This is a genomic window from Kinneretia sp. DJ1R-11 (genome assembly GCF_025717595.1).
GTDB lineage: Bacteria > Pseudomonadota > Gammaproteobacteria > Burkholderiales > Burkholderiaceae_C > Paucibacter_A.
Map to the genome: position 1 here is coordinate 264,027 of NZ_JAJIRR010000003.1, position 19,250 is coordinate 283,276.

Annotated in this window: 10 protein-coding genes; 3 read left to right on the plus strand and 7 right to left on the minus strand. The window is 67.4% G+C overall.

What is annotated here, in order from left to right; translation table 11 throughout:
- Positions 1–135: 135 nt before the first annotated feature.
- Complete coding sequence (locus LNV23_RS07865) at positions 136–3,321, minus strand: beta strand repeat-containing protein (RefSeq protein WP_263562469.1); 3,186 nt, start codon at positions 3,319–3,321, stop codon at positions 136–138.
- A 670-nt stretch (positions 3,322–3,991) separates the two neighbouring features.
- On the opposite strand from LNV23_RS07865, the gene LNV23_RS07870 reads away from it, so the two are divergent.
- Both LNV23_RS07870 and LNV23_RS07875 read left to right on the plus strand, forming a co-directional pair.
- On the plus strand, positions 3,992–4,432 hold the full coding sequence (locus tag LNV23_RS07870; protein ID WP_263562470.1) for a hypothetical protein: 441 nt from the start codon (positions 3,992–3,994) through the stop codon (positions 4,430–4,432).
- Positions 4,433–4,929: 497 nt separating this feature from the next.
- Entirely contained in the window at positions 4,930–7,002 is a 2,073-nt protein-coding gene (locus LNV23_RS07875; protein ID WP_263562471.1) for a hypothetical protein, read from the plus strand.
- A gap of 250 nt (positions 7,003–7,252) precedes the next feature.
- Here the strand turns inward: LNV23_RS07875 and LNV23_RS07880 are convergent, their stop codons facing one another.
- Positions 7,253–8,101 (minus strand): hypothetical protein, encoded by an 849-nt coding sequence (locus tag LNV23_RS07880; protein WP_263562472.1) that lies wholly within the window; start codon positions 8,099–8,101, stop codon positions 7,253–7,255.
- Positions 8,102–8,739: 638 nt separating this feature from the next.
- On the opposite strand from LNV23_RS07880, the gene LNV23_RS07885 reads away from it, so the two are divergent.
- Entirely contained in the window at positions 8,740–9,219 is a 480-nt protein-coding gene (locus LNV23_RS07885; RefSeq protein WP_263562473.1) for an Hcp family type VI secretion system effector, read from the plus strand.
- 719 nt (positions 9,220–9,938) lie between these two features.
- Here the strand turns inward: LNV23_RS07885 and LNV23_RS07890 are convergent.
- The 5 genes from LNV23_RS07890 to LNV23_RS07910 are packed head-to-tail and all read right to left on the minus strand — an operon-like array spanning position 9,939 to position 19,249.
- Complete coding sequence (locus LNV23_RS07890) at positions 9,939–11,369, minus strand: eCIS core domain-containing protein (RefSeq protein WP_263562474.1); 1,431 nt, start codon at positions 11,367–11,369, stop codon at positions 9,939–9,941.
- Between the two features lie 30 nt (positions 11,370–11,399).
- On the minus strand, positions 11,400–11,720 hold the full coding sequence (locus tag LNV23_RS07895) for a hypothetical protein (RefSeq protein WP_263562475.1): 321 nt from the start codon (positions 11,718–11,720) through the stop codon (positions 11,400–11,402).
- On the minus strand, positions 11,717–14,725 hold the full coding sequence (locus LNV23_RS07900; protein ID WP_263562476.1) for an eCIS core domain-containing protein: 3,009 nt from the start codon (positions 14,723–14,725) through the stop codon (positions 11,717–11,719). The genes LNV23_RS07895 and LNV23_RS07900 overlap by 4 nt, the downstream gene beginning before the upstream one ends.
- Before the next feature lie 11 nt (positions 14,726–14,736).
- Positions 14,737–15,450: a peptidase associated/transthyretin-like domain-containing protein gene (locus tag LNV23_RS07905; RefSeq protein WP_263562477.1), complete on the minus strand. Its 714-nt coding sequence runs from the start codon at positions 15,448–15,450 to the stop codon at positions 14,737–14,739.
- A 4-nt stretch (positions 15,451–15,454) separates the two neighbouring features.
- A complete protein-coding gene (locus LNV23_RS07910; RefSeq protein ID WP_263562478.1) occupies positions 15,455–19,249 on the minus strand; it encodes a DUF6519 domain-containing protein in 3,795 nt (1,264 codons plus the stop codon).
- Position 19,250 lies beyond the last annotated feature (1 nt).

A 19,250-nucleotide genomic window follows, 5' to 3' on the forward strand; every position in this document is an offset into this window, starting at 1 on the left:
TGTGCAAAGGCGCGTCTTTGCCTCCAGGGAAGGGGGCTCGGGACTTGGGCCCGGGACGATGGGTGCATCGTGCGGACACCTCTGCTTCAAGCAATGACGTCGCCTTTGCAAGCCGTCCGCAGCCCTTGCGGCTGCCTAGGCGCGGGCCTGCTTCGTTTTCCGCCGAGTTAGGTAGACGACCAGCAATCCGGCGCCGAGCAGTGCAGCGGAGGTCGGCTCCGGTACCGCCGAGGTGAAGTTCAGGTAGACCGCGTTGCCCGACTCGGTGACCGAGAAATGTCCTCCGCCCAGCGGATTCAGAAAGGCGCTGGCATCGACGCTGAACTCGCCCGGCGTGAAGCCGGCAATGCCGCCGCTTGCCTGGGCAACCAGCCACCGGTAGTTCTGCGCTGCGTTGAAGTCGCTCAGCACGATGGCGTGGTCGTTTTGGTCCAGGCTGGCCAGCTTGATGGTGAACTGCCCGCCCTGGGCGGCACCGGCTGTGATGTCCAGACTGCCATCGATGTTCCACAGGCCGCTGTTCACGCCCGCAACACCATTGGCCTTGTCCATGGACACCAGAAAGCTGCCACCGGCATCCCACCGCACCGCACCCGTGTTGACCGTGCCGGGGCTGTTGCCGGGTTCGAAGGTGCCGCCTTGCAGCACATTGACCGCGCCATACACCCCGCTGCCCTTGGCCAGGCTGCCATAGTTGACGTTGGTGGTGCCCTTCACCACGCCGTTGTTGACGAGCAGGGCCCCGTTGAGCTCGATGCTCGTACCGTCGTCGACGGCGATCACCCCGCCTGGCGCGGCCTTGGTGCCCACGTAGGTGCGACTGCCGGCGAGAAGCACGAGGTTGCTGCCGGCGCTGTTGTGCAGGGTGCCCGCGCTGCCGACCTGGACCACGCCGGACGAGGTCCAGCCGCTCACGTTAGCGGTGCCCTCCACGTTGAATTGCCCGCCGTTGTTGCCCCCGCCCGTCCAGTTGACCGTCCGCCCGGGGGCCAACGTCAGCGTGCCGGCATTGGCAACGGCGGCAAGGTTGGCGCCGTTGGCGAACGTCAGGGCCACGCCGTTGCTGATGGACGTGCCGTTGTAGCGCGTGACCTTGGCCACGTCGTGCGTGCCGCTGCCCAGCAGCAGGCCGCCATTCAGCGTCCTGGTGTCATAGACCACCGTGGCCCCGCCATCGGCCTGCACTGGCGCCGTGCCGAGGTTGCCGGTGCCGAGCTTGAGGCTGGCGCCCTTGGCGACCTGGTAGAAGTTGCCCGATGAATTGGCCATCTCCAGCGAGCCCGCACTCACCAGCACGCTGCCAGTAAAGGTGTTGACGCCGGCCAGCACCTGGCGTGATGTGCCGGTCTTGCTCAGGCCCCCGATGCCGCTGATATTGCCGGCGAAGCTGCTGTCGGTGTTGCCGCTGAGGGTCAGCGCAATGCCGTCGTCGGGGTCGAACAGGACGATGCCCTGTCCTTTGTTCTGGCTCAGGACGCCGCTACTGACGACGCCTGTGAGCGTGGCACCGTCACGCAGGGCCAGCGTGACGCCTGCGGCGATTTGGGTGCCGTTCATCAGCGTGACCTGGGTTACGTCATGCAGCCCGTTGCCGCTCAGCAGGCCGCCATTGAGCGTGTCCGTCCAGTAGGCCACCGTGCCGCCTGCTTCGGACCGCACCACCGAGTTGCCAAGGTCCGCGAAACTGATCCGGATGCCAGCGGTTGCCCCCGTGGCGTGATAGGACGAAGCGGTACCGCTGCCCATGAGCAACCAACCCTCCGTGACCCGCACCGCGCCTGTGAAGCTGTTGGTCCCTGACAGCTCCTGCGTGTAGATGCCGGCCTTGCTGATGCTACCCGTGCCACTGATGCTGCCTGAGTAGGTCTGCCAGCTTTTGGAGTTGAGGTTTAGCGCGAAGCCGCCTGTCGGGTTGGTGAGCTTGATGTTGCCCGCGCCAGCGTACTCGCTGGAGAGCGCTGGTGTTGACAGGCTGCCTTGGTCGATCGTCAATGAGCTGTCGGAATTGTAGAAACTCACAGATCCGGCGTTGACGGCGGCCTTGTCGCTGATCAACACGCTGCCCTTGCCGTTGTACTCACCTGAGCTCAGGCCCCCGATGCCAAGCTGCGTGGCAACGGTCAGCACGGAGCCGGCACCTGTGACCGTGACATCCCCGATGGATTGCCTTCTGTTGCCACTGGAGACGGGGTTTCTCCCCACGCCGACGCCCAGCTCATTGGTGGTGAGGCTGGCACCGGATTCGACGTGCAACTCAGCAGTGCTGGAGCCATACCTGCCGATGACGAGCAGACCATCATTGATCATGGAGGCGCCTGCGATAACGTTCAGCCTGCCTTGAAAGTGTTGGCCGACGCTGAAGTACTCGCCGCTGCGGAATTCAGTGCCGACACCGCCGATCTGCATGACTGCGCTGCCGCTGGCGCCGTCGCTGAGGGTGCTGTCGATGTTGGGCGCCAGAGTTTGGCCGGCGTTGCCGACTCGGGTGTCGAGCTTGAAGCCCTGATTCACCTTCAACATGCCACCAGTGACTTGCAAGGCGGAGCCGGTGCCCGCCAGGGCCATCGAGCCCTTGCTGAGGGTCAGGGTGCCATTGCTGACCGACAAGCTTTTCAGCTTGCTGCCGCTGCCGCTCAGCGTCTGCCCCGTGGATGTGTTGCCGTCGTAGTACACGGTTGAAAGGGCGCCGATGAAGCTGCCGGCGTAGTCGCTCAGCACGCTGTTGCTGCCGCCGATGATCACGCCAACGTCTTTGAGCGTCAGGTTGCCTGCGCCGGTCAGCGAGGAGACGCTCATCCCCTTGGCGCTGGTGGTCCAGGTCTGATCGGTGTCCACAGACAAAAGCATCTGCAGCTTCTGTCGGTAGCTGGTGGCATTGGTGATGTCCCCGCGGCTGCTGATCAGCCCCGTGCCCGACACCTCAAACGACGCCGAACCGGAATTGGCGAAGTTGATGCCGTTGAACACCAGCCCGCCAGCGCCGCCCGTCCAGGTCTGGCTGCCGCCCACCGTCACCCCTGCCCTCAGCGTCTGCATGTTGGTGCTGTTGTTGGTGATCGCGCCCGTGGTGGTGAAGCGGTTTTGACCCAGGCTGTACGAACCGGCACCTGCGGCAAAGCTCACCGAGCTGAATGACGCGTTGACCAGGTTGTTGTTGTTGCCCAGTTGTCTCGCGCCGGCAGCGAAGACCAGCCCGTCGCCATTGACAGGCACACCGCCGCTCCAGTTGGCTGATGTGTTCCAGTCGGAGTTGACGTTGCTGGCCCCAGTCCACGTTACCGTCTTGGCCTCTGCCGGCGCCAGCAGCAAGCCGGTGACCATGGCCGATGCAGCGAGCGCAACGCGGTGGGCCCTCGGGCGGCGATGCAGGGCTGCCAGGCGGCCGGCGCGACGGGAAGTGTGGGCGAATGGGGTCAGGGCGTGCATATCGGCCTCGTGGAGAGTTGACGGAGTGAGCGCCCGGCATCCGCGGCGATGCAGACAATTCTCCTGACGCAGCCTCCCAGGAACAATCCGACCTTGGACCCGAGACCTGGTCTCGGGTCCTACCCAGCCCCTGCGCCGGCTGCCAGAGCTCGCTGCATGAACCTGTTGTTAGTCGATTCCCACCCCTTGGTGCGCGCCTGTGTCGTCGCCGCGCTAAAAAGCCTAGAGCGCAGCCTGAGGGTCAGATCTCCCGTCTTGCAAAGCGACTCTGAGCAGGCGCTGGTCGAGTCTTGAATGTGGGGCCGGGCCAAACTTTATGGATGGGCTGTCGCTTCGTTGCAAACGTCAGCTCCGGGCACGAATCTGTCCCGCAAGCTTCAAGTACGAATGGCTGCAAGCGCTACCCATCTTCCGGTCGCCAAGGCGACTCGGCTCCGGGCGACCAGCCCGACCATGTCCCGTGACGACGATTCGCCGGGCCTACAGGCAGAATCCAAAGATCCGGGCGAGCCTGGCATCAGGCCCGCCGGGAAGCCCACCTTGAAGGAAAAATGGAGCAGCATCAATGGCACTGACGAAAAAGGGCGAGTTTTGGTACGGGACGACGTCCGGCGACACCCAAGCCGAACTGCGCAGCTACAGCGTTGCGAATCGCCATGAGGCCCTTAGGTTTGCCGCGTCCAAATGTGATTGCGGGTGCCGGACCTTCGCGCTGCAGACCGATGAAGAAGCCGGCGTGGCCATCCGCACCTGCACCGACTGCGGGCAGGAACACCTGATGGGCGACAGCGCGGATCACCTTGAAGAAGCCGTGCCCGAGGCGCACGAGTGCGTCTGCGAGAACGAGGTGTTCGAGCTGATGTCCGGCGTCTCCGTGTACGAAGGCACACATGATGTGCGCTGGTATTACATCGCTTGCCGCTGCGTGGAATGCAATCTGGTCGGGGTCTTCGCAGACTGGAAGTGTGAGGCGGGCGATGCTGCGGCCTTCCTCGCCAAGGTATGAAGGGCCGAAGCCCGCAGAGATCAAGCTCGCAGGCTCGAGGTCATGCAAGGCTCGGGGTCAGGGGCCAAGTTTCACGCCCTAGCTCGAGCAAGACCTGACCCTCTCGCGCTGGAGTCCCAAGCCTCGGCACTTCGCTTCACCCAGAGGCAGCGCCGCTGCGCTGCGCATACCCCCCGCGCGGGCAACACCACTGAATGCGATTGAGGTGTAGCGCACGGATGGATACCGCGCGAGCTCACGCAATTCAGACCTTTGCGCATGCGCGCTGTCCGGCGACTATCCAGGATCGCGCCTGACGGCTCATGGGTCCAGCTGCCTTGGCAAAGAGAATGGCAAAGGTGCTGCGTTGCCTGCAGACTTCGCGCCACGGCGGGTCTCCTCGGAAGCGGCGTGGCTCAGTGATGTAGTTCTCAGCCTTCTCCTCAGTTTGGGCCCGCGACATGCCCAATCCCATGAGAATCGCAGCTTTCGGCGCCAGCCGTTCCGCCCTGAGACCCATGCCCTTGCCCTTGCGCCTAATCCGCTTTTCCCACGTGCTCCTCGGCCTGCTCGGGCTGCTGCTGTCAGTGTTGCTAGCCTCCGCCGGAGCGGCAGACGCACCGGGGACGCCGATGAACTTCAAGCTGCTCGACGTGGAGGGCACGCGGCTGGCCTGGACACTGGCAGGTCCGGGTGCCGGCACGCCGCCCTCGGCCGAGGTGCTGGGCGGCGGCTTCTCCTCGAGGCAGCTCGTCAGCGCGGCGGTCGTGCGCGCCGATGGCCAGGAAACCTACTACCTCACAGGCAATGGCGGCACGCTGGCCTGGCAGCTGTCCGCAGCAGACGCGCCTGAGCGCGACACCCCCGGCCAGAACGTGCCGCCAGCACCCAACCTGCCCCGGCTGTCCTGGGCGACCGGCCTGGCCTGGGACGAGGCGCGGGGCGTGCTCGCCATCGTGTCCACCGGAAGCGACGCGCAGTTCTACCGTTTCGACACGCGCGCGCGCCGCTGGCTGGACGCTCGGCCGATCAAGAGCCAAAACATCTCTAGCCTCGCATTCAATGCCGCCAAGGGTGGGTTCGCGGCCGTGTCGGCCGAGGCGGATCTGGTGCTTCTGGATGCCAGCGGCGCGATTGAAGAGGTCCGTCCCCTGAACGGGGTGCTGCCCCAGCTTGCGGAGGCCCGCCAACCGGAGACTCGCAGCTTCGACGGCCTGCAGGTGTACGCAGACGGCGACCGCTTCGCCTTGGTCAACGTGCTGCGCGGCCGCGTGACGCATGTCTGGAGTTACAACAGTGCCACCCGCCAAGCTTCGCTCACATACAAGCCCGGTGGCCTGACTGAGGCAGCCTCATCGGCGTCATCGGCCCCCGCCGCGCCGCCTGTTGCTGCCACGGCGACGCAAGCCACCCCAGGCATCGCCTGGCGTCAGCTCATGGCCGAGCCCGCGCGCTGGCTGGACGCTGTGAGCCCCGCCACTGAAGCGCGGCTGTACTTGGGTGCGCTGTGGTCTGGCGGGGCGCTGCTGGGCTTGCTCTTGCTGCGCGCGTGGCGCCCATCACGCGGCGGTGCCCGTGCGTCGGGCGTGGTGCTCGGGCTCCTGCTGGCTGCCTTGCCTGCCTTGATGATCTACGTCGGGCGCCCACCCGGTGCGCGATTGCTGCTCAGCCCGATGGAGTTGCTGCAATGCCTGCAACTGACTTGGCTGGCGCCGCGCCTGGGCGTGCCGCTGGCGAAGATATTGGGGCCGCAGGGCTATCTGCTCGTCGTCCAGACGGCGGGCATGGCGGCGCTGCTGTTTGCGTTCGGTCTGTTGCTGCGCATGCCGCGCCAGCGCGTGATAGCGAGTGTGGTGATGGGCGGCCTGGCGCTGCTGGCGTCCCTGCCGGCACGGGAGTTTGCTGCCCGCCGTGCGCTGGCAGACGCCGTGGCCCGCGAGACGGCCGCCGGCGAGGCTCTATTCGCAGCACGTTGCCAGTCGGCCGGCGCGCGGCGCAAGTATCCGGTCGGGGGAGTGGACGGCGTGCGGCTGGATGACCTGCGCGGCGAGGTGACTTCGACCATGCATGCTGATCGGGATTGGCCCGATGCGGGCGTCCCGGGTGACGTGGGCGGCATGGCCTACCTGCGTTCCTTCCTCGATGTGGAGATCGACGACCGGCGCGACCACCCGGGCTGGAGCCTCGGCATCGACGTCAGCCGCGTTACGTTGAAGGGCTACGATTTTGTCGACGTGCGCCAGGTCGATGGCAGCTATCTGCGCCACCGCTTGGCGGCGGACAAGACGCTGTTCACGGCGCCGATTCCGTCGGACGAAGCGGCACGGTATGCCGTCAGCCACTTGCCCCACGGCAATGCCGGCGATCGCACGCACTGGGTGGCCGGATCCCTTGTCCGTGTGACCGATACACACTCCGGACAGGTCCTGGGCGAGCTCGAGGCCTACGCCTTCCAGCCGCCGCCACGCCGGGGCGGCGGCGACCTGTCGCAGCGCAGTTGGCATGGCGCCCGGACATGCCCAGCCTACGACGATGTGCCGGGTTTCATGGTGCGCATGTTCACGGAACAAGTGTTGAAGCGCCCACGGTAGCCTTGCGTGCGGGCCCAGTTTGTGAAAGACCGCTACTGGCAGGGTTCAGTCGATGAACGCATGTATCAAAGCAGGCAGCGAGCGATTCGGTGCCGAACCCAAGCTTTGAACTTGACCGGCAGTTTTGGCTACTTTGCTAACGACTATTCCGTGCAGCTCAAGGGCCGGCGCCAACAGCAGCTCTTCGGTCTGTCCGGGCTCGAGCGATCGGGTCTTGAGCTGGCGAACCGACCTTGCCCACGAGCGCTCCTCAGTCCGGCAGCAAGTTGCAGCTCGCCGCCGCGGTGTCCGCAGTGACCTCGGTCGGCTGGCCCTGCTCATAGCTGTCCAGGTGCTTTTTGAAGTCGACAAAGGCAGCCGCGGGTATCTGCTCGGCCTTGGCCATGTCCTCAAGTTTCGAGATGGCCATGCGCTGGAAGCTCATCGCCGCCTTGAACTCGCCGGCGCGAGCTGCGACAGCCGCGAACGTGTCCAGCGCGAACGCGTTGTTGTCGCGTCGCATGGCTTCCATTGCATAGGCCTTGGCCGTCTCCAGATCGCGCACAAAGCCGTCTTGGGTGCAGGTGGCGTGAAGCCAGGCCACCTCGTTGGGCGCAGCCTGGGAGATCGCGCCGTTCTCCGGTGCGCCGTTGCTTGTATTCATGGACGCCTTGAAGAGCGCGTCGGCCTTGCTGCAGCTGAAGGGCACGATCTTGCCGCAGGAGTAGTAGCTGGCCAGCACGAACTGGGCATGCTGGTTCTTTTGAGCGGCAAGGCTGGTGACTCGCGGCAGCGCAGCGGCGTACTTCTTCTCCTCGATCAGCTTGAACAAAGACACCGGAATGACGTTGCTCGCGCTTGCGGCCTTCTTGCTGGCGTCGGCAGCCAGGGCCGCCGGGCTGTGCCCGAAGACTGCGGCAAGGGTGAGGTGACCAAGCGCGCGCCGCAGAGTCGGCGCGCTGCGGCTACGGAGGCATCGCAGTGATGCCCGGCTGATGCAAGGGATCGCGCCAGGCAGGCGATCCAACAGCGGAACCGCGACCGCACTATCGAGCCGACGGCGACGTATCACCTGATGGATGCGCTGGATACGGCTTGCTTGCTTGCGCGGCGATGTCATCCGGATTCCTTTGTGTTGATCGGCGGCTGCGGGAAGAGGCGCTGAATCTCCTCGAGAGCCTATTGCAGGGCAAGGGGTCAACGTCGACGGGCCACCTCTCGCTCGCCGGTTGCTCCGCGTAGCCGAGAAGGCGCCTGTCAGCGTCCAAGTACACCTCGCTCACTGCACAGTATGAATCCTCCCCAGCGTCGAACTCAATCACGCGAAGGGGCCGGTACCGCTCAGGCTCTGAAGCACGGACGACAGAGTTTCGCCTCCTGCTGAGATTCGACCAGCTTCCGCTCTGGGCACGGTACTGGCGCTCACTACGCGAGTCTGTTCATTCGGAGCCGATCGGCAACTGCATCTTCCAGCGCTGCCCTATCGCTGACTTTCGGTGGGTACAGTTTTCGCAGCCCTTGCAGCACCCCTAACTTGAGTCTCGACAAGCGAGGCTTGCTGGCTTTTCTGAGTGCACACGCATGGTAGAAGTTGGGCGTTAGGACCTCGGTTCAGTTGTTGCTTCGCCGTCGCGCCGCCGCTGAACAGCTTCAATGCAAACCCACTGGGGCGCATCGCCCAACGTAGATCTATGTTCCCCCCGCGTTTTGAGTCGTGCGCGCAGCCTTCCAACCCATCAACTCAGGAGTTTCCACATCATGAGCATCGATTTCTTTCTCAAATTTGACGGTGTCGACGGCGAATCGACCCACATCGACCATCCAGGGGAGATTGAGCTTCTCAATTGGAGTTGGGGCGTGAAATCAGCGAACGGCGGCGCTCCAGGTGTGGCCACCGGCCCGGGCAAGACTTCGCCGGGTGACTTTGTGTTCAGCCATATGTATGACAAGGCCTCGCCTCTGCTCGCTAAACATTGCGCTTCCGGAAAGTTCTGCAAAGTGCTCAAGCTCAGCGCGCGCAAGAGCGGCGATGGGCAGAAGGACTTTTTACTCATCACGATGAAAGATGTGCTGCTGACCAGCGTCTCTCCGGCGGCCCATGCTGGCGGCGAGATCCTGGAAGAGGTCCACTGCACGTATCGCGACATCGAGTTTTCCTACAAACCCGCGGATAAGTCGGGCGGATTGGGGGCTGCAGTCATGTTCGGATGGAATGTCACCACCAACACGACACGCTGAGAATGGCCGCCTCGGATTGCGGCGCGTCACCGTCCTCCCAGAGTGGTGGACCGCGTGCCGGATCCTTGCGCCGGCCCTCAGGCTCGGCTCCTAAGTGCGTCAGTACTTTGCGCAGCTCAGGGCCGTGGGTGATGCATGCGATCAGGCTGCTCCGTACCCGAAGTGGGCATCGATAGTGCAGAACTTGAAGTCAACATGCAGGCGTTGCAGCCGTTCGGGCTTGACCCGTGTGGGCCTGGTCCGGGCACCTTGCTGCCCCTGACTCTTGGCACTCGAACGACTGAAACAGCTGAATGCGGCCACCTGGCGCCACCTTGCTCAGCATCGCATCGTCCAAGGTCTGCACATGCGCCCACTCAATGGCAGTGCATGAGATGCCAGCTGACTGGCCAGGCTGAACACTACATACAAAAGCCAATGGGACATGCCCGGCATGTACACCTTCGCAAGAAGCGCCAATGGCAGGGCGCCAAGCACAGGTCGCACCCTACAGACCTTGCCACGACATGAGGCGTCCAGAATGCGTTTGGCAGCCCGCAAGAGCCGGCGTCCCCGTTCTCAGGGCTGTGGTTCGAGTCGGACTTGCAGGGGGGGCCCATGAAACGCTGGCGACAGAGATAAGCGGCCAGATCGCTCGACTTGCCTGTCAGCGTCTCGGGGAGCACTTGCCGACCGATCTATCTCTCGCTTGTGAAGGCGCTCCTTCCCCGCCTTGTTCATCAAGCCACGCGGCTGTCCCCTGGCCGGGCTGGCCGCGGGGTCTCGCCGGCTGGGCGCGGTGGCGAGCTGTTGTTCAGGTTGACGTCCTGATTGCCGTCGATCGCGTCCCAACGGCGGGCGGCGTCGCGCAGCTGGCTGCTGCCGCCGCAGCTGGCTGCTGGTGTGGGTGTGAGGCGGATGCTGCCAGCCGCGTCGATCGCATAGCCCCAACTGACACAGCCCAGCGCATAGCGGCTGCTGCCGTTGACGCAGATCAGGCAGGTCTGGAAATCCTTGCCCATGCTGCGGTCGGCGTCCCAGTCGCCGGGTGCGTCCCACAAGATGGCCGGCGTGCGGGAGTCGCCGCTCTGGCCATTGCTGCCTTGTGAATAAAAGGGGTTGGTCGCGGATTCGACCCGGTCGACCCGCCAGCCGCGCGAGGGCGCTGCACTGTCACCCCAGCCCGAGCGTTCGCGCCGGATCGCCGTGCCCGGGTCGGCCGTGCTCAGGCTGCCATCGGCCGCCACCGTGGTGCTGCGCAGGGTCTGCACCAGTTCCAGGCTGTTGCAGGCCCAGCAGTCGCTGTCGGGCCGGGCCACGATCTTGACGTAGACACCGCGCACCAAGCGCCCGCTGGCGGCGCCGTAGGGATAGGTGCCTTTGTAAGCTTTGGCGAATTCGAAATGGATGCCGCAGTCCTGGGCGCCGAAGCAGTTGTTGGCCGAGGCGCTGCTGCCATGCACGCCGCTGACCGTGCTCATGCGGCCGTCGGCAATGGCGACATCGACGCCGGCCGAGTGCTCGAACTGGGCGTCGGTCAGGCGCTGCAAGCGCTGCACCGCCAGCGGTGTGGGTTGCGGCCGGGGCAGGGTTTGGCCGGGGCGGGCCGGCGCCAGCACGGCGCTGGCGATCTGCTCGGCCTCGCGCTCGTGGTGGTCGTTGCTCGGCCCCACACTCAGCGCTTGCACGGCGCTGGCCTGGCGCTGCTGCAGGGTGTGGGTCAGCTCATGGGCCAGGGTGCGTTGGCCGCCGGCGGTTTGCGGCGCGTACTCGCCGGCGCCGAAGACGATGTGCTGGCCCACGGTGTAGGCGCGCGCTTTGACCTCCCGCGCCGAGGCTTCGGCCTGGGTGCCGCGATGGACGCGTACGGCCCCGAAGTCGGCGCCGAAGCGTGGCTCCAGCTGCGCGCGCAGGGCCGGTGCCAGCGGCTCTCCGGCACTGCGCAGCAGAGGCGCGACGCTGGCGGTGTCAGGTTTGGCTTGGCCAGCGGTCGGTGCCTTGCTGGCGCAGCGCGGGCAAGTGCCGCCGCAGCTGCAACCGCCTTTGTTGCTGTACTTTCCGCCGCTGAGCGGCGCCGCCTCGTGCGCGGGGGGCCGGCGCTCGCCTGGGGCGCGCCGGGCTGCCGGGCGCGAGCTGCTCTTTGGTAGCGGGGCTTGTTGCATCTGGCTCATGGCTTTCTCTCGGTGCGTTGCAGTCTCGGTTCAAGGCGGCATGACAAGGGCGCGCAGCAAGCGCGCCGGCCCACCCGTCAGGGGCCAAACCAGGCCGGCAATGGGCGCAGCCTTGTCGCTGCCCGCTGCCAGGCCCCAGTACAGCACCGCGGCGGCGCCCTGGACCGGCGTGCAGTCGTGCGGCGCCTCGGGGTCGGGCGTCAAGTCGGCGCCGGCCAGTGCACGTGCTTGCTCGGGTCGGCGGCTGTCCAGCCAGGGCACAAGGCCAACCCGGGCCAAAGCCGCGTCGGCGTCGTCGCCGGCGCGCAGCGCGTCGTCCAGGGCTTTCAGCAGGAGCGCATCGGGGTTCATGGCGGGCTTGGGGTAACCGGTGGCTTGGGGCCTTTCATCATCACAAATCCCAGGCCTTCCTGGTACTCGAAGCCACTGTCCAGCAGGGCTTTGCGCACCCGGGCGCCAGGGCCGCTGGGCGCCTCCTTGATGAGGCGCCGCATCTCGCGGTTGATGGCGGCCTTGATCTCGGTGGGCTTCAGGTCGGTGCGCGAGCGCAGCGGCTTGGCCGCCATGTCGAACAGCTCCTGCAGCTCGCTCACCTCATCAAAGCGACGGATGAAGATGGCGTCGGGCTGGTCCACCACCGACACCGTGGGCAGGCGCGTCTTGGCGCGTTCGAAGTCGCGCGGGTCCACGCCCAGGCCTTTGGTGAGGCGGTTGGTGTTGGAGTCCAGCATCTGCCGGTTGTGCGGGTCGAAGGCCCGGCTGCGCTGTTCGGCCACGCCGGCCGACGCGTCGCCGACCGGAAAGGGCTCGTCAATATCAAAGCTGAGCCGCTGGTCGAGCACGAAGTCGCGCTCGCCGGCGGCGATCTGCTCGGCCCGCTTCTGGCCCACGCCCAGTTGCATGGGCTGGGTGTCGACCCGCTCGGCGGCCTCGCCGGCGGCGTCGCGCGCCGGTGCGGCCACCGTCGGCGCGGCCGGCTTCTGCGTGCGTATGTTCTCCAGCTTGCCTTGCAGCTTGGCGGCGCGTTCGGCGGCCTGCTCGGGCTGGGTCTTGCGCAGCGCGTCGATCTCGTCCATCTCCTCGATCAGCTTGCTGTCCGAACGCAGCTCGCGCGAGTACTGCACGCGCAGCAGCGGGCAGGGGCGCGGGCTGCAGACCTCGATGCCGGTGGGCGTGACCTCGATCTCATGCCCATGCGAGGCCGGCCGCTCGGCCAGCACTTTTTGCTCGGGGCCGCGTGTGGCCGTGCCTTTGGCCTGCTCGCGCGCGTCCTCGATGTCCTGCAGCGCCTGCTCGGTCTTGACCGCCGTGGCGTCCAGGGCCGCGCTCTCTTCGGCGCTGAGATTGCGCGCCTGCTTCTGCAGCTGGCGCCAGGTCTGGAAGCTCTTGCGCAGGGAGTTGGCGGTCTGGCCCAGGGCGACGGCGCCGCGTGCCATGCCGTAGACGGCGACCACGGTTTCTACGGTCTGCCAGTGCTTCAGAAAGGTGGCGCCGTCGGCGCCGAAGTGTTTGAGGATGAGGCCCCTGTGGTCGTTGATGACGGTGCTGGCGATGGCGATCACGGTGGCTGCCCGGTCGGCCCAGAGCAGGGCGGTGGCGCCGCGCGTGGCCCAGAGGCCAGCCGTGCCGGCCGCCGTGGCCTCGCCAGCGCCGACGGCCGCCCCGCCTGTGCCCAGGGTCAGGCCGGCCGCGAAGGCCTCCGAGCTCATGGACAGCACCTTGGTGTCCTGCTGATTGCCCAGTTGCAAGAGGTAGAGCGCCGGCATATAGACCACGGTTCCGCCTTCGTCGTAGAGATGCACGCCGACGACCTGGTCGGGGTCCAGGTCCATGGAGCTCAAGCCCAGCACGAAGTTCAAAGGCAGGCGCTTGGCATCCGGCCAGTGCTCCTGCTTCATATAGCTCTTGACGCGGATGCGGCCGTCGTCGAGCAGGTGAGCGCTGATCGAAGCGGTGGTGAACTTGGTCAGGCCCAGACCCGAAAAGGGGATCACCGGCGCCTTGTCCGGCGCGTCGATGAAGGCCTGCGGGTCGCTGCGTGCGGCGCGGGCCATCAGCACCCGCTCGCTCTGCTTCTGCTCGTCCTCGCCGAGATGGCCGGAGCTCATCTCGTCGTACAGACGCGAGAGCAGCAGGCGGCCGGCTTCGGTCTGGGCCAAGCGGGCCAGGTCTTCGTCGCTGGCGGCTTCCACCAGGGCGGTGGCCACGTCGTCGCGGTCGGTGGAGCCGAGTGCGTCCAGGGTGGCCGTCACGCGAGCCGTGTCGTCGGCCAGGCCGTAGGCCAGCAGGCGCCGGCCCAGGGTCTCCTCGTCGAGAAAGCCCAGCACGCTGTCATCGCTGATCAGCTGCTCGGCCGTCTTGTCGGGCAGGGGCTTGGGCTTCTCGGGCGGCGCCTTGAAGGGCTTGGGCGCCACCGGCTGGGGCAGGTCGGCGCTGGGCAGGCCGCTGCGCACCGACAGCACATAGCTGCTGCCGCCGTCCTCGTTGGTCCACTGCGCATAACGGGCGGCGCCGGCCCGCTCGGCGGCCACGCAGGCCTCGGTCTTGCGCATCTCCCCTTCATGGCTGGCCGGCAGCTCGACGGTGGCGTAGTCGAAACCGTCGTTACCGGCCGAGACGTAGGTCTTGGCCCGGCCCGAGGGGAAGAAAAAGCTTATCCAGTTCGCGCCCTCGTAGTTGATGAAGGCCATGCCGTCCACCGAGTTGGCGCTCAGGCGCTGGCGACGCGGCGCCGGCTTCAGAGCCAGGCCGGAGCCGCCCGGTGTGCGCCGGGCCTGCAGCACATGGGCCAACTCATGGGCCAGCAGGCGCTCGCCTACCGCTCCCTCGGGTCGGAACTGGCCCGGCGCGAAAGCCAGATGCGCACCCCGCGCCAGCGCCAGGGCGCCCAGGGCCTGAGCGCTGCCTTGCGCGGCGGCGTCGTGGTGCACGCGCACATCGGCAAAGGAGGCCGCGAAGCCCTGTTCCATGCGCGCCCGCAGCATGGGCGCCAAGGGCTGGCCGCGTCGTCCGGTCTCGGCCAGGGTGCTGGCGGCGGCGCTGTGCGCTGCGGTGGCCTTGTGCGCAGTGGCTTCGCCTTGGCTGTCCGCCTGCGGCCTGGCCAGGCGGCGCAAGGCCTGCTCGGCCATCTGGTCGGCCTCGCGCTCCTGGGTCGCGTCGGCCAGCTTCGGCAGGGCGGCGAGAGGCCTGGCTGAGGCTCGGCAGGGCGGGCAGCCGCCGCCGCAGGCACAGGCGCCGGGCGTTCGCCGAGGCGTGTGGTTCGCGGTGTCGGTCGTGGCCGAAGCCTTGCGAGCTTCTGCCGGGCGGGCGGGCTTTGCAACAGCGTGGCTCGCCACGGGGGTCCGAGCTTGACGCATGGTGGTGTCGCTCAGGCCTTGCTGCCCCGGCCCTTGGGTTTCGTATCTTGGCCAGTCTCCAAGTGGGTCCCCAGTCCCAAACGCTTCAGCTCATCGGCCTTCAGCACCAGATCGCACTGCCGGACCTCGCCGCGCCCCAGGCTCAGCGCCTCGGTGGCCGGCTCCAGCTGCTGCTGGCCATGGGCCAGGCGCAGGCCCAGATCGCTCTTGGGGTCCAGGCGAGCGGCCAACTCGGCCGAGATCAGCAAGGCGTAGTAGCCGGCGCTGTCGCTCTCCACCGGCGCCAGGCCGGGCAGGCTCTCTTTTCCGAGGCGCAAGCTCACTTGCAGGCCGGCGACGGGGCGGCCGGTTTCATCGCCGATGCGGCCGTGCAGCAAGGCCTCGGTCTTGCGCACCAGGGGCACGCGAATCAGAGACAGCTCGGCCTCCTCATCCAGCACCCGGGCGCGCTCCAGGGCCTGCTGCGCGCCGGCCAGCAGGGCGGCGGCGCGCCGGTCCTTGGGGTCGCGCCGGGCCAGGCGCTGGCCTTCCGCCGTCAGCAGCAGTTGCGCGGCCAGCTGTTGCTCGCGCGCTTGCTGCAGCTGCTCGCTGCGGCCGCTCTGCAGGGCTTCGGTGATGGCTTGCAAGTCCTGCTTGAAGCTCTTGTCGCCACGGTTCAAGACTGTCACCGTGGCCGGCGCGGCGCTGAGAAAGGCGTTGTTCTTGCCCAATGCTTGCTTGTTCATGGGACTAGGCCTTGATGCTGTGGTTGACCGGCTTGAACAGCAGCGCGGTGATCATGTTCAGGCGCGCGCAGACGGCGCTCGGGAACAGGACCTGGTTGCCGCTTTGCACGGTATGGGGTGGGTTGGGGTCGGTGTCCTGCGAGACGATGCAGTGGTCGCCCTGGTTGAAGCTGGTGTTGTTCATGCGGCTGGAGATGGTCAGCAGCGAGAGATTGCTCGCGGCCGCGCGCTCGCGCAGGCGGTTGCCGGTGGCGCGCAAGCTGGCGGCCCAGATCAAGGTGTTGGCAAAGACCGGTGCGGTCTGGTCGGTGTAGACCTGGTTGTCGGCAAAACCAAGGTCGTCGAAGGACAGCAGCAGCTGGGTCAGGGGCGCCTGCTGCAGGGCGCCGGCGCGCACCTGATTGCAATTGAACTGGGTCGCGCCGCCCGGCAGCAGGGCGGCGGCCTGAGCCTGGTGGGCCGTGGCCTGCACCGTTTGCAATCGGGCGCCGACGCGTGGGCTGCTGAGCGCGCCGGCCGGCTGGTTGCCGCCGTCGGCCTCAGCGCTGGCCTCCGCACCGTCCGCCCCCACCGCGCCAGCCTGGGCCCCCTGCATCTGCACCGACAGGCCGCTCTGCTGCACGCCGGCCAGATTGATCAGCAGCACCGTGCCGGCCAGGGCATCGAGCTGATTGCCGCCGGCCGAGCGCTCGCTGGCGAGCACATTGTCATTGACCATCAGCGGCCCCAGGGCCAGCACCACCAGGGCGCAGCCAACCGGTTGCTCGATGTGATTGGCCAGCAGGCGCGCGGCGCTGGCCGAGGGCCGCTGCGAGCCGGACTGCGCCGGCGCCAGCTTGATCTGGCGCAGCAAGGCGAACAGGCCGAAGTTCGCCACCGCCTGCAAGAACACGCCGCCGCGCTTGCCCGGCTGCAGCTGCGCGTTCGCCTCGGTCGGCAGGGCGCCGTTGTCGACGATGGTGTTGTGGCTGATGTCCAGGGTCTCGCCGTACTGCACATAGATGCCGCAGACCGGGTCGATGCCGCTGCGGCCATGGCCCTCGATGCGGTTGCCGCTGATCACGCCCTCGTCCACCATGCCGAGCGAGATGCCACCCAGGCCCCGCTGCTGCGCCGCCGCGCGCAAGGCCGAGTCGAAGGGATTGCGCAGATTGCCCAACAGCTGGTTGTCGCGGATGGCCAGGCCGATCACCGGCGAGCCCAGCAGGGCCAGCGCGGCCGCCAGGGCCGTGCCACGGCGCAGGCCCGCTGCTGGAGACCTTGCTGCCATCGGCACGCCAATGCCGCACAAGCCCATGGCGCTGATGCGGTTGCGTTCGATGGCGATGTCGTAGAGAAAGCCCAGCTCCGGCGGCGGCGGCGTGACGCTGCGCTTGAGCAGCACGGTCAGCAGCAGCACATTGCCGTCCTGCAGGGGCTGGACGTCGACCTTGTCAATCTCCAGGTCGACCGCGCCCTCGCTGATCTCGTAGGTGCCCTCACCGAGGCCGGCCTGGAACAGACCGTCGGGGCTGGACGAGGTGAAGGTGCGCTGGGTGCCGTCCTCGCGCCGGCGCAGGGTGATCTGCACGCCCGGCAGAGGCTTCTCGTCGGGGCCCAGCACCCGGCCTTGCACGCGCGCATCGCGCCCGCGCGGCACGGTGAAGCTGGGTGCGGGGGCCGGGTCGCCCGGCGGCTCTGTAGGCACTGAGGCCGGCGAGCCCAGCGTGATGCCATGGCCGGCGCCGCCGCACAGCTGGTTGTCCAGCACCTGCACCCGCTCGCTGCCGGCGCGCAGCACGATGCCGCCTTGCGCGCGGTAGGGCCGCAGCAATTGCAGCAGCAGGCTCAGCGGCAGCTGGATCTGCCAGATCTTGTTGATATAGGCGATGAAGACGCGCGGCCGCTTGTAGACGCCGACCAGGCGCACGCAGGGGTCCACCGGGTTGATCGGGTCCTCTGGGTCGTCCGGGTCCACGGGCGGGGTCAGCTCGGCCGGCAGCAGGCCGATGTCGTTGCGCTCGATGCGCACATCGTCGCCGGCCACATCGAGGGCAGCCAGGCCGCCCGGCTTGTCGAACATGCGGATGTGGTTGTGCTCGATGTTCAGATGGCTGGCATTGACGGCGCGCAGGGCATGGGTGCAAGCCAGGATGCGGTGGCCGCTGATGCGGATGTCGTCGCACAAGCCCGGTTCGCTGCCGGCGATCCAGAAGGCCGTGCCGCCCAGGGTGACCAGGTCCATGTGCTCGATCTCGACCCGGCGCGAGTCGATCACGCTGAAGATGGGCTGGTCCAGCGCCTCCCCGCGCGGCAGCACCCGGGTGCGCGCGCCGCAGCCACGGATGCTGACGTTGACCCGCTGCTGGATGACAGCATTGCAGTGATGCAGACCCGGCAGCAGGCAGATCTCGCCGCCCTCGGCCGGCAGGTGGCGCAGGGCCAACTCGATGGAGTTGAAGTCGCCGAAGCTGCTCAGGCCGTCGCCGACGATGTAGCTGCAGCAGATCTTTTGCTGGCTCAGCGGCCGGAAGATCTTCCGGCAGTCCTCGATCTGGCCCAGCTCCCAGCGGGCGCTCAGATCGGCCTGCCAGTGGATCTCGGCCAGCGCCACGCGCCGGATCACCCGGCCCGAGGGCGGCGCGGCCAGCGGCCAGTGCGGCGGCTCGAAGCTGAGGCCGTTGGCGCGCACCGGGAAGCTCCACCAGTCGCCCGGGCGGTAGTTGGACAGATCGGCGGCCGGCGGCTCGAAGTGCAGCTCGATGCCCTCGCGGAACAGCAGGGGCGCGCCGCCGGCATAGGGCGCGATCGGCTCGATGCCGTTCCACAGGCGGAAGAAGGCGGTGCCGCCGGACCCGGCCGGCCAGGCGCCGCTGATCTGGCTCAGCGTCAGCTCGCCGTCGCTGCCCAGGGCGGCCTGGGCGCTGCAGCGCAGGGTCCACTGGCCCAGTGCTGAGTCATAGGCCAGGGCCTCCAGGTAGAAGCTGCTGCTGCCGCTGAGCTGGATGGCCGCCTGGTTGGCCGTGATGTCCACCCGGCCGCTGCCGGGCAGGGCGCCGGCCGTGAAGCTGCCGCGCCCGACCAGGCCGCCGTTGAACTGCGACCATTTGAAGCGCGCCTGGCCGCCGGCCGGCTCGGCGATCTCGATGCGGTAGAGGAAATGCTCCAGCCCGGTGTAGCCGCCGGCGGCCTCCAACGGGCAGTCGCCGTTGATGACGATGGCGGCCGCCGGCGTGACGCTGAGCTTGCCGCGCTTGGACGGGTCGTCGACCAGGGCGGCCACCGCGGAGCAGTCTTCATTGGGCCCCAGTCGCAGCAGGCGCAGCTGGGTGAAGGCGCGCACCCGCTCGGTGGTGTCGGGCCCGCCCAGGGCCGGCTCGATCAGGTTCGAGGCATCCTGCCAGCCATTGACGGTGTCCTCGAAGACCTCCAGCACCACCGCGTCGCGCACCCCGGCGCCAATGCTGGCGGCGCTGATGGCAGCGGTCAGCGGCGGGCCCAGATAGCTGGCTTCGAAGGTGCTGTCCTTGGCCAGGGTCACCAAGAGGCCCGAGGCCCAGGCATGGCCGGCGGCCAGGCGCAGCTGGATGCCGCCGGCACTGCTGCGCGCCTCCAGCACCTGCCAGGCCGCAGCGGCGCTGGCCGGCACCGCCAGCAGGCCCCAGCCAAAGCTGTCGCCGGCGGCCTGGGCGCGCCAATGGGCGGCAATGGCCTGGGCGTCGTTCCAGTCGCGGTCCAGCAGCACGCGGCCCTGCTGATGCAGGACGCCGCTGTAGCCGCTCGCGGGGTCGAAGCCGATAAAAGAAAAGTCGCCCTTCATG

Excerpts from the sequence above, each read along its gene's own strand:
- LNV23_RS07870 (WP_263562470.1), top strand. The coding sequence starts at position 3,992 with ATGGCACTGACGAAAAAGGGCGAGTTTTGGTACGGGACGACGTCCGGC.
- LNV23_RS07865 (WP_263562469.1), bottom strand. The coding sequence starts at position 3,321 with ATGGTCACCGGCTTGCTGCTGGCGCCGGCAGAGGCCAAGACGGTAACG.
- LNV23_RS07880 (WP_263562472.1), bottom strand. The coding sequence starts at position 8,101 with ATGACATCGCCGCGCAAGCAAGCAAGCCGTATCCAGCGCATCCATCAG.
- LNV23_RS07875 (WP_263562471.1), top strand. The coding sequence starts at position 4,930 with ATGCCCTTGCCCTTGCGCCTAATCCGCTTTTCCCACGTGCTCCTCGGC.
- LNV23_RS07885 (WP_263562473.1), top strand. The coding sequence starts at position 8,740 with ATGAGCATCGATTTCTTTCTCAAATTTGACGGTGTCGACGGCGAATCG.
- LNV23_RS07900 (WP_263562476.1), bottom strand. The coding sequence starts at position 14,725 with ATGCGTCAAGCTCGGACCCCCGTGGCGAGCCACGCTGTTGCAAAGCCC.
- LNV23_RS07895 (WP_263562475.1), bottom strand. The coding sequence starts at position 11,720 with ATGAACCCCGATGCGCTCCTGCTGAAAGCCCTGGACGACGCGCTGCGC.
- LNV23_RS07910 (WP_263562478.1), bottom strand. The coding sequence starts at position 19,249 with ATGAAGGGCGACTTTTCTTTTATCGGCTTCGACCCCGCGAGCGGCTAC.
- LNV23_RS07905 (WP_263562477.1), bottom strand. The coding sequence starts at position 15,450 with ATGAACAAGCAAGCATTGGGCAAGAACAACGCCTTTCTCAGCGCCGCG.
- LNV23_RS07890 (WP_263562474.1), bottom strand. The coding sequence starts at position 11,369 with ATGAGCCAGATGCAACAAGCCCCGCTACCAAAGAGCAGCTCGCGCCCG.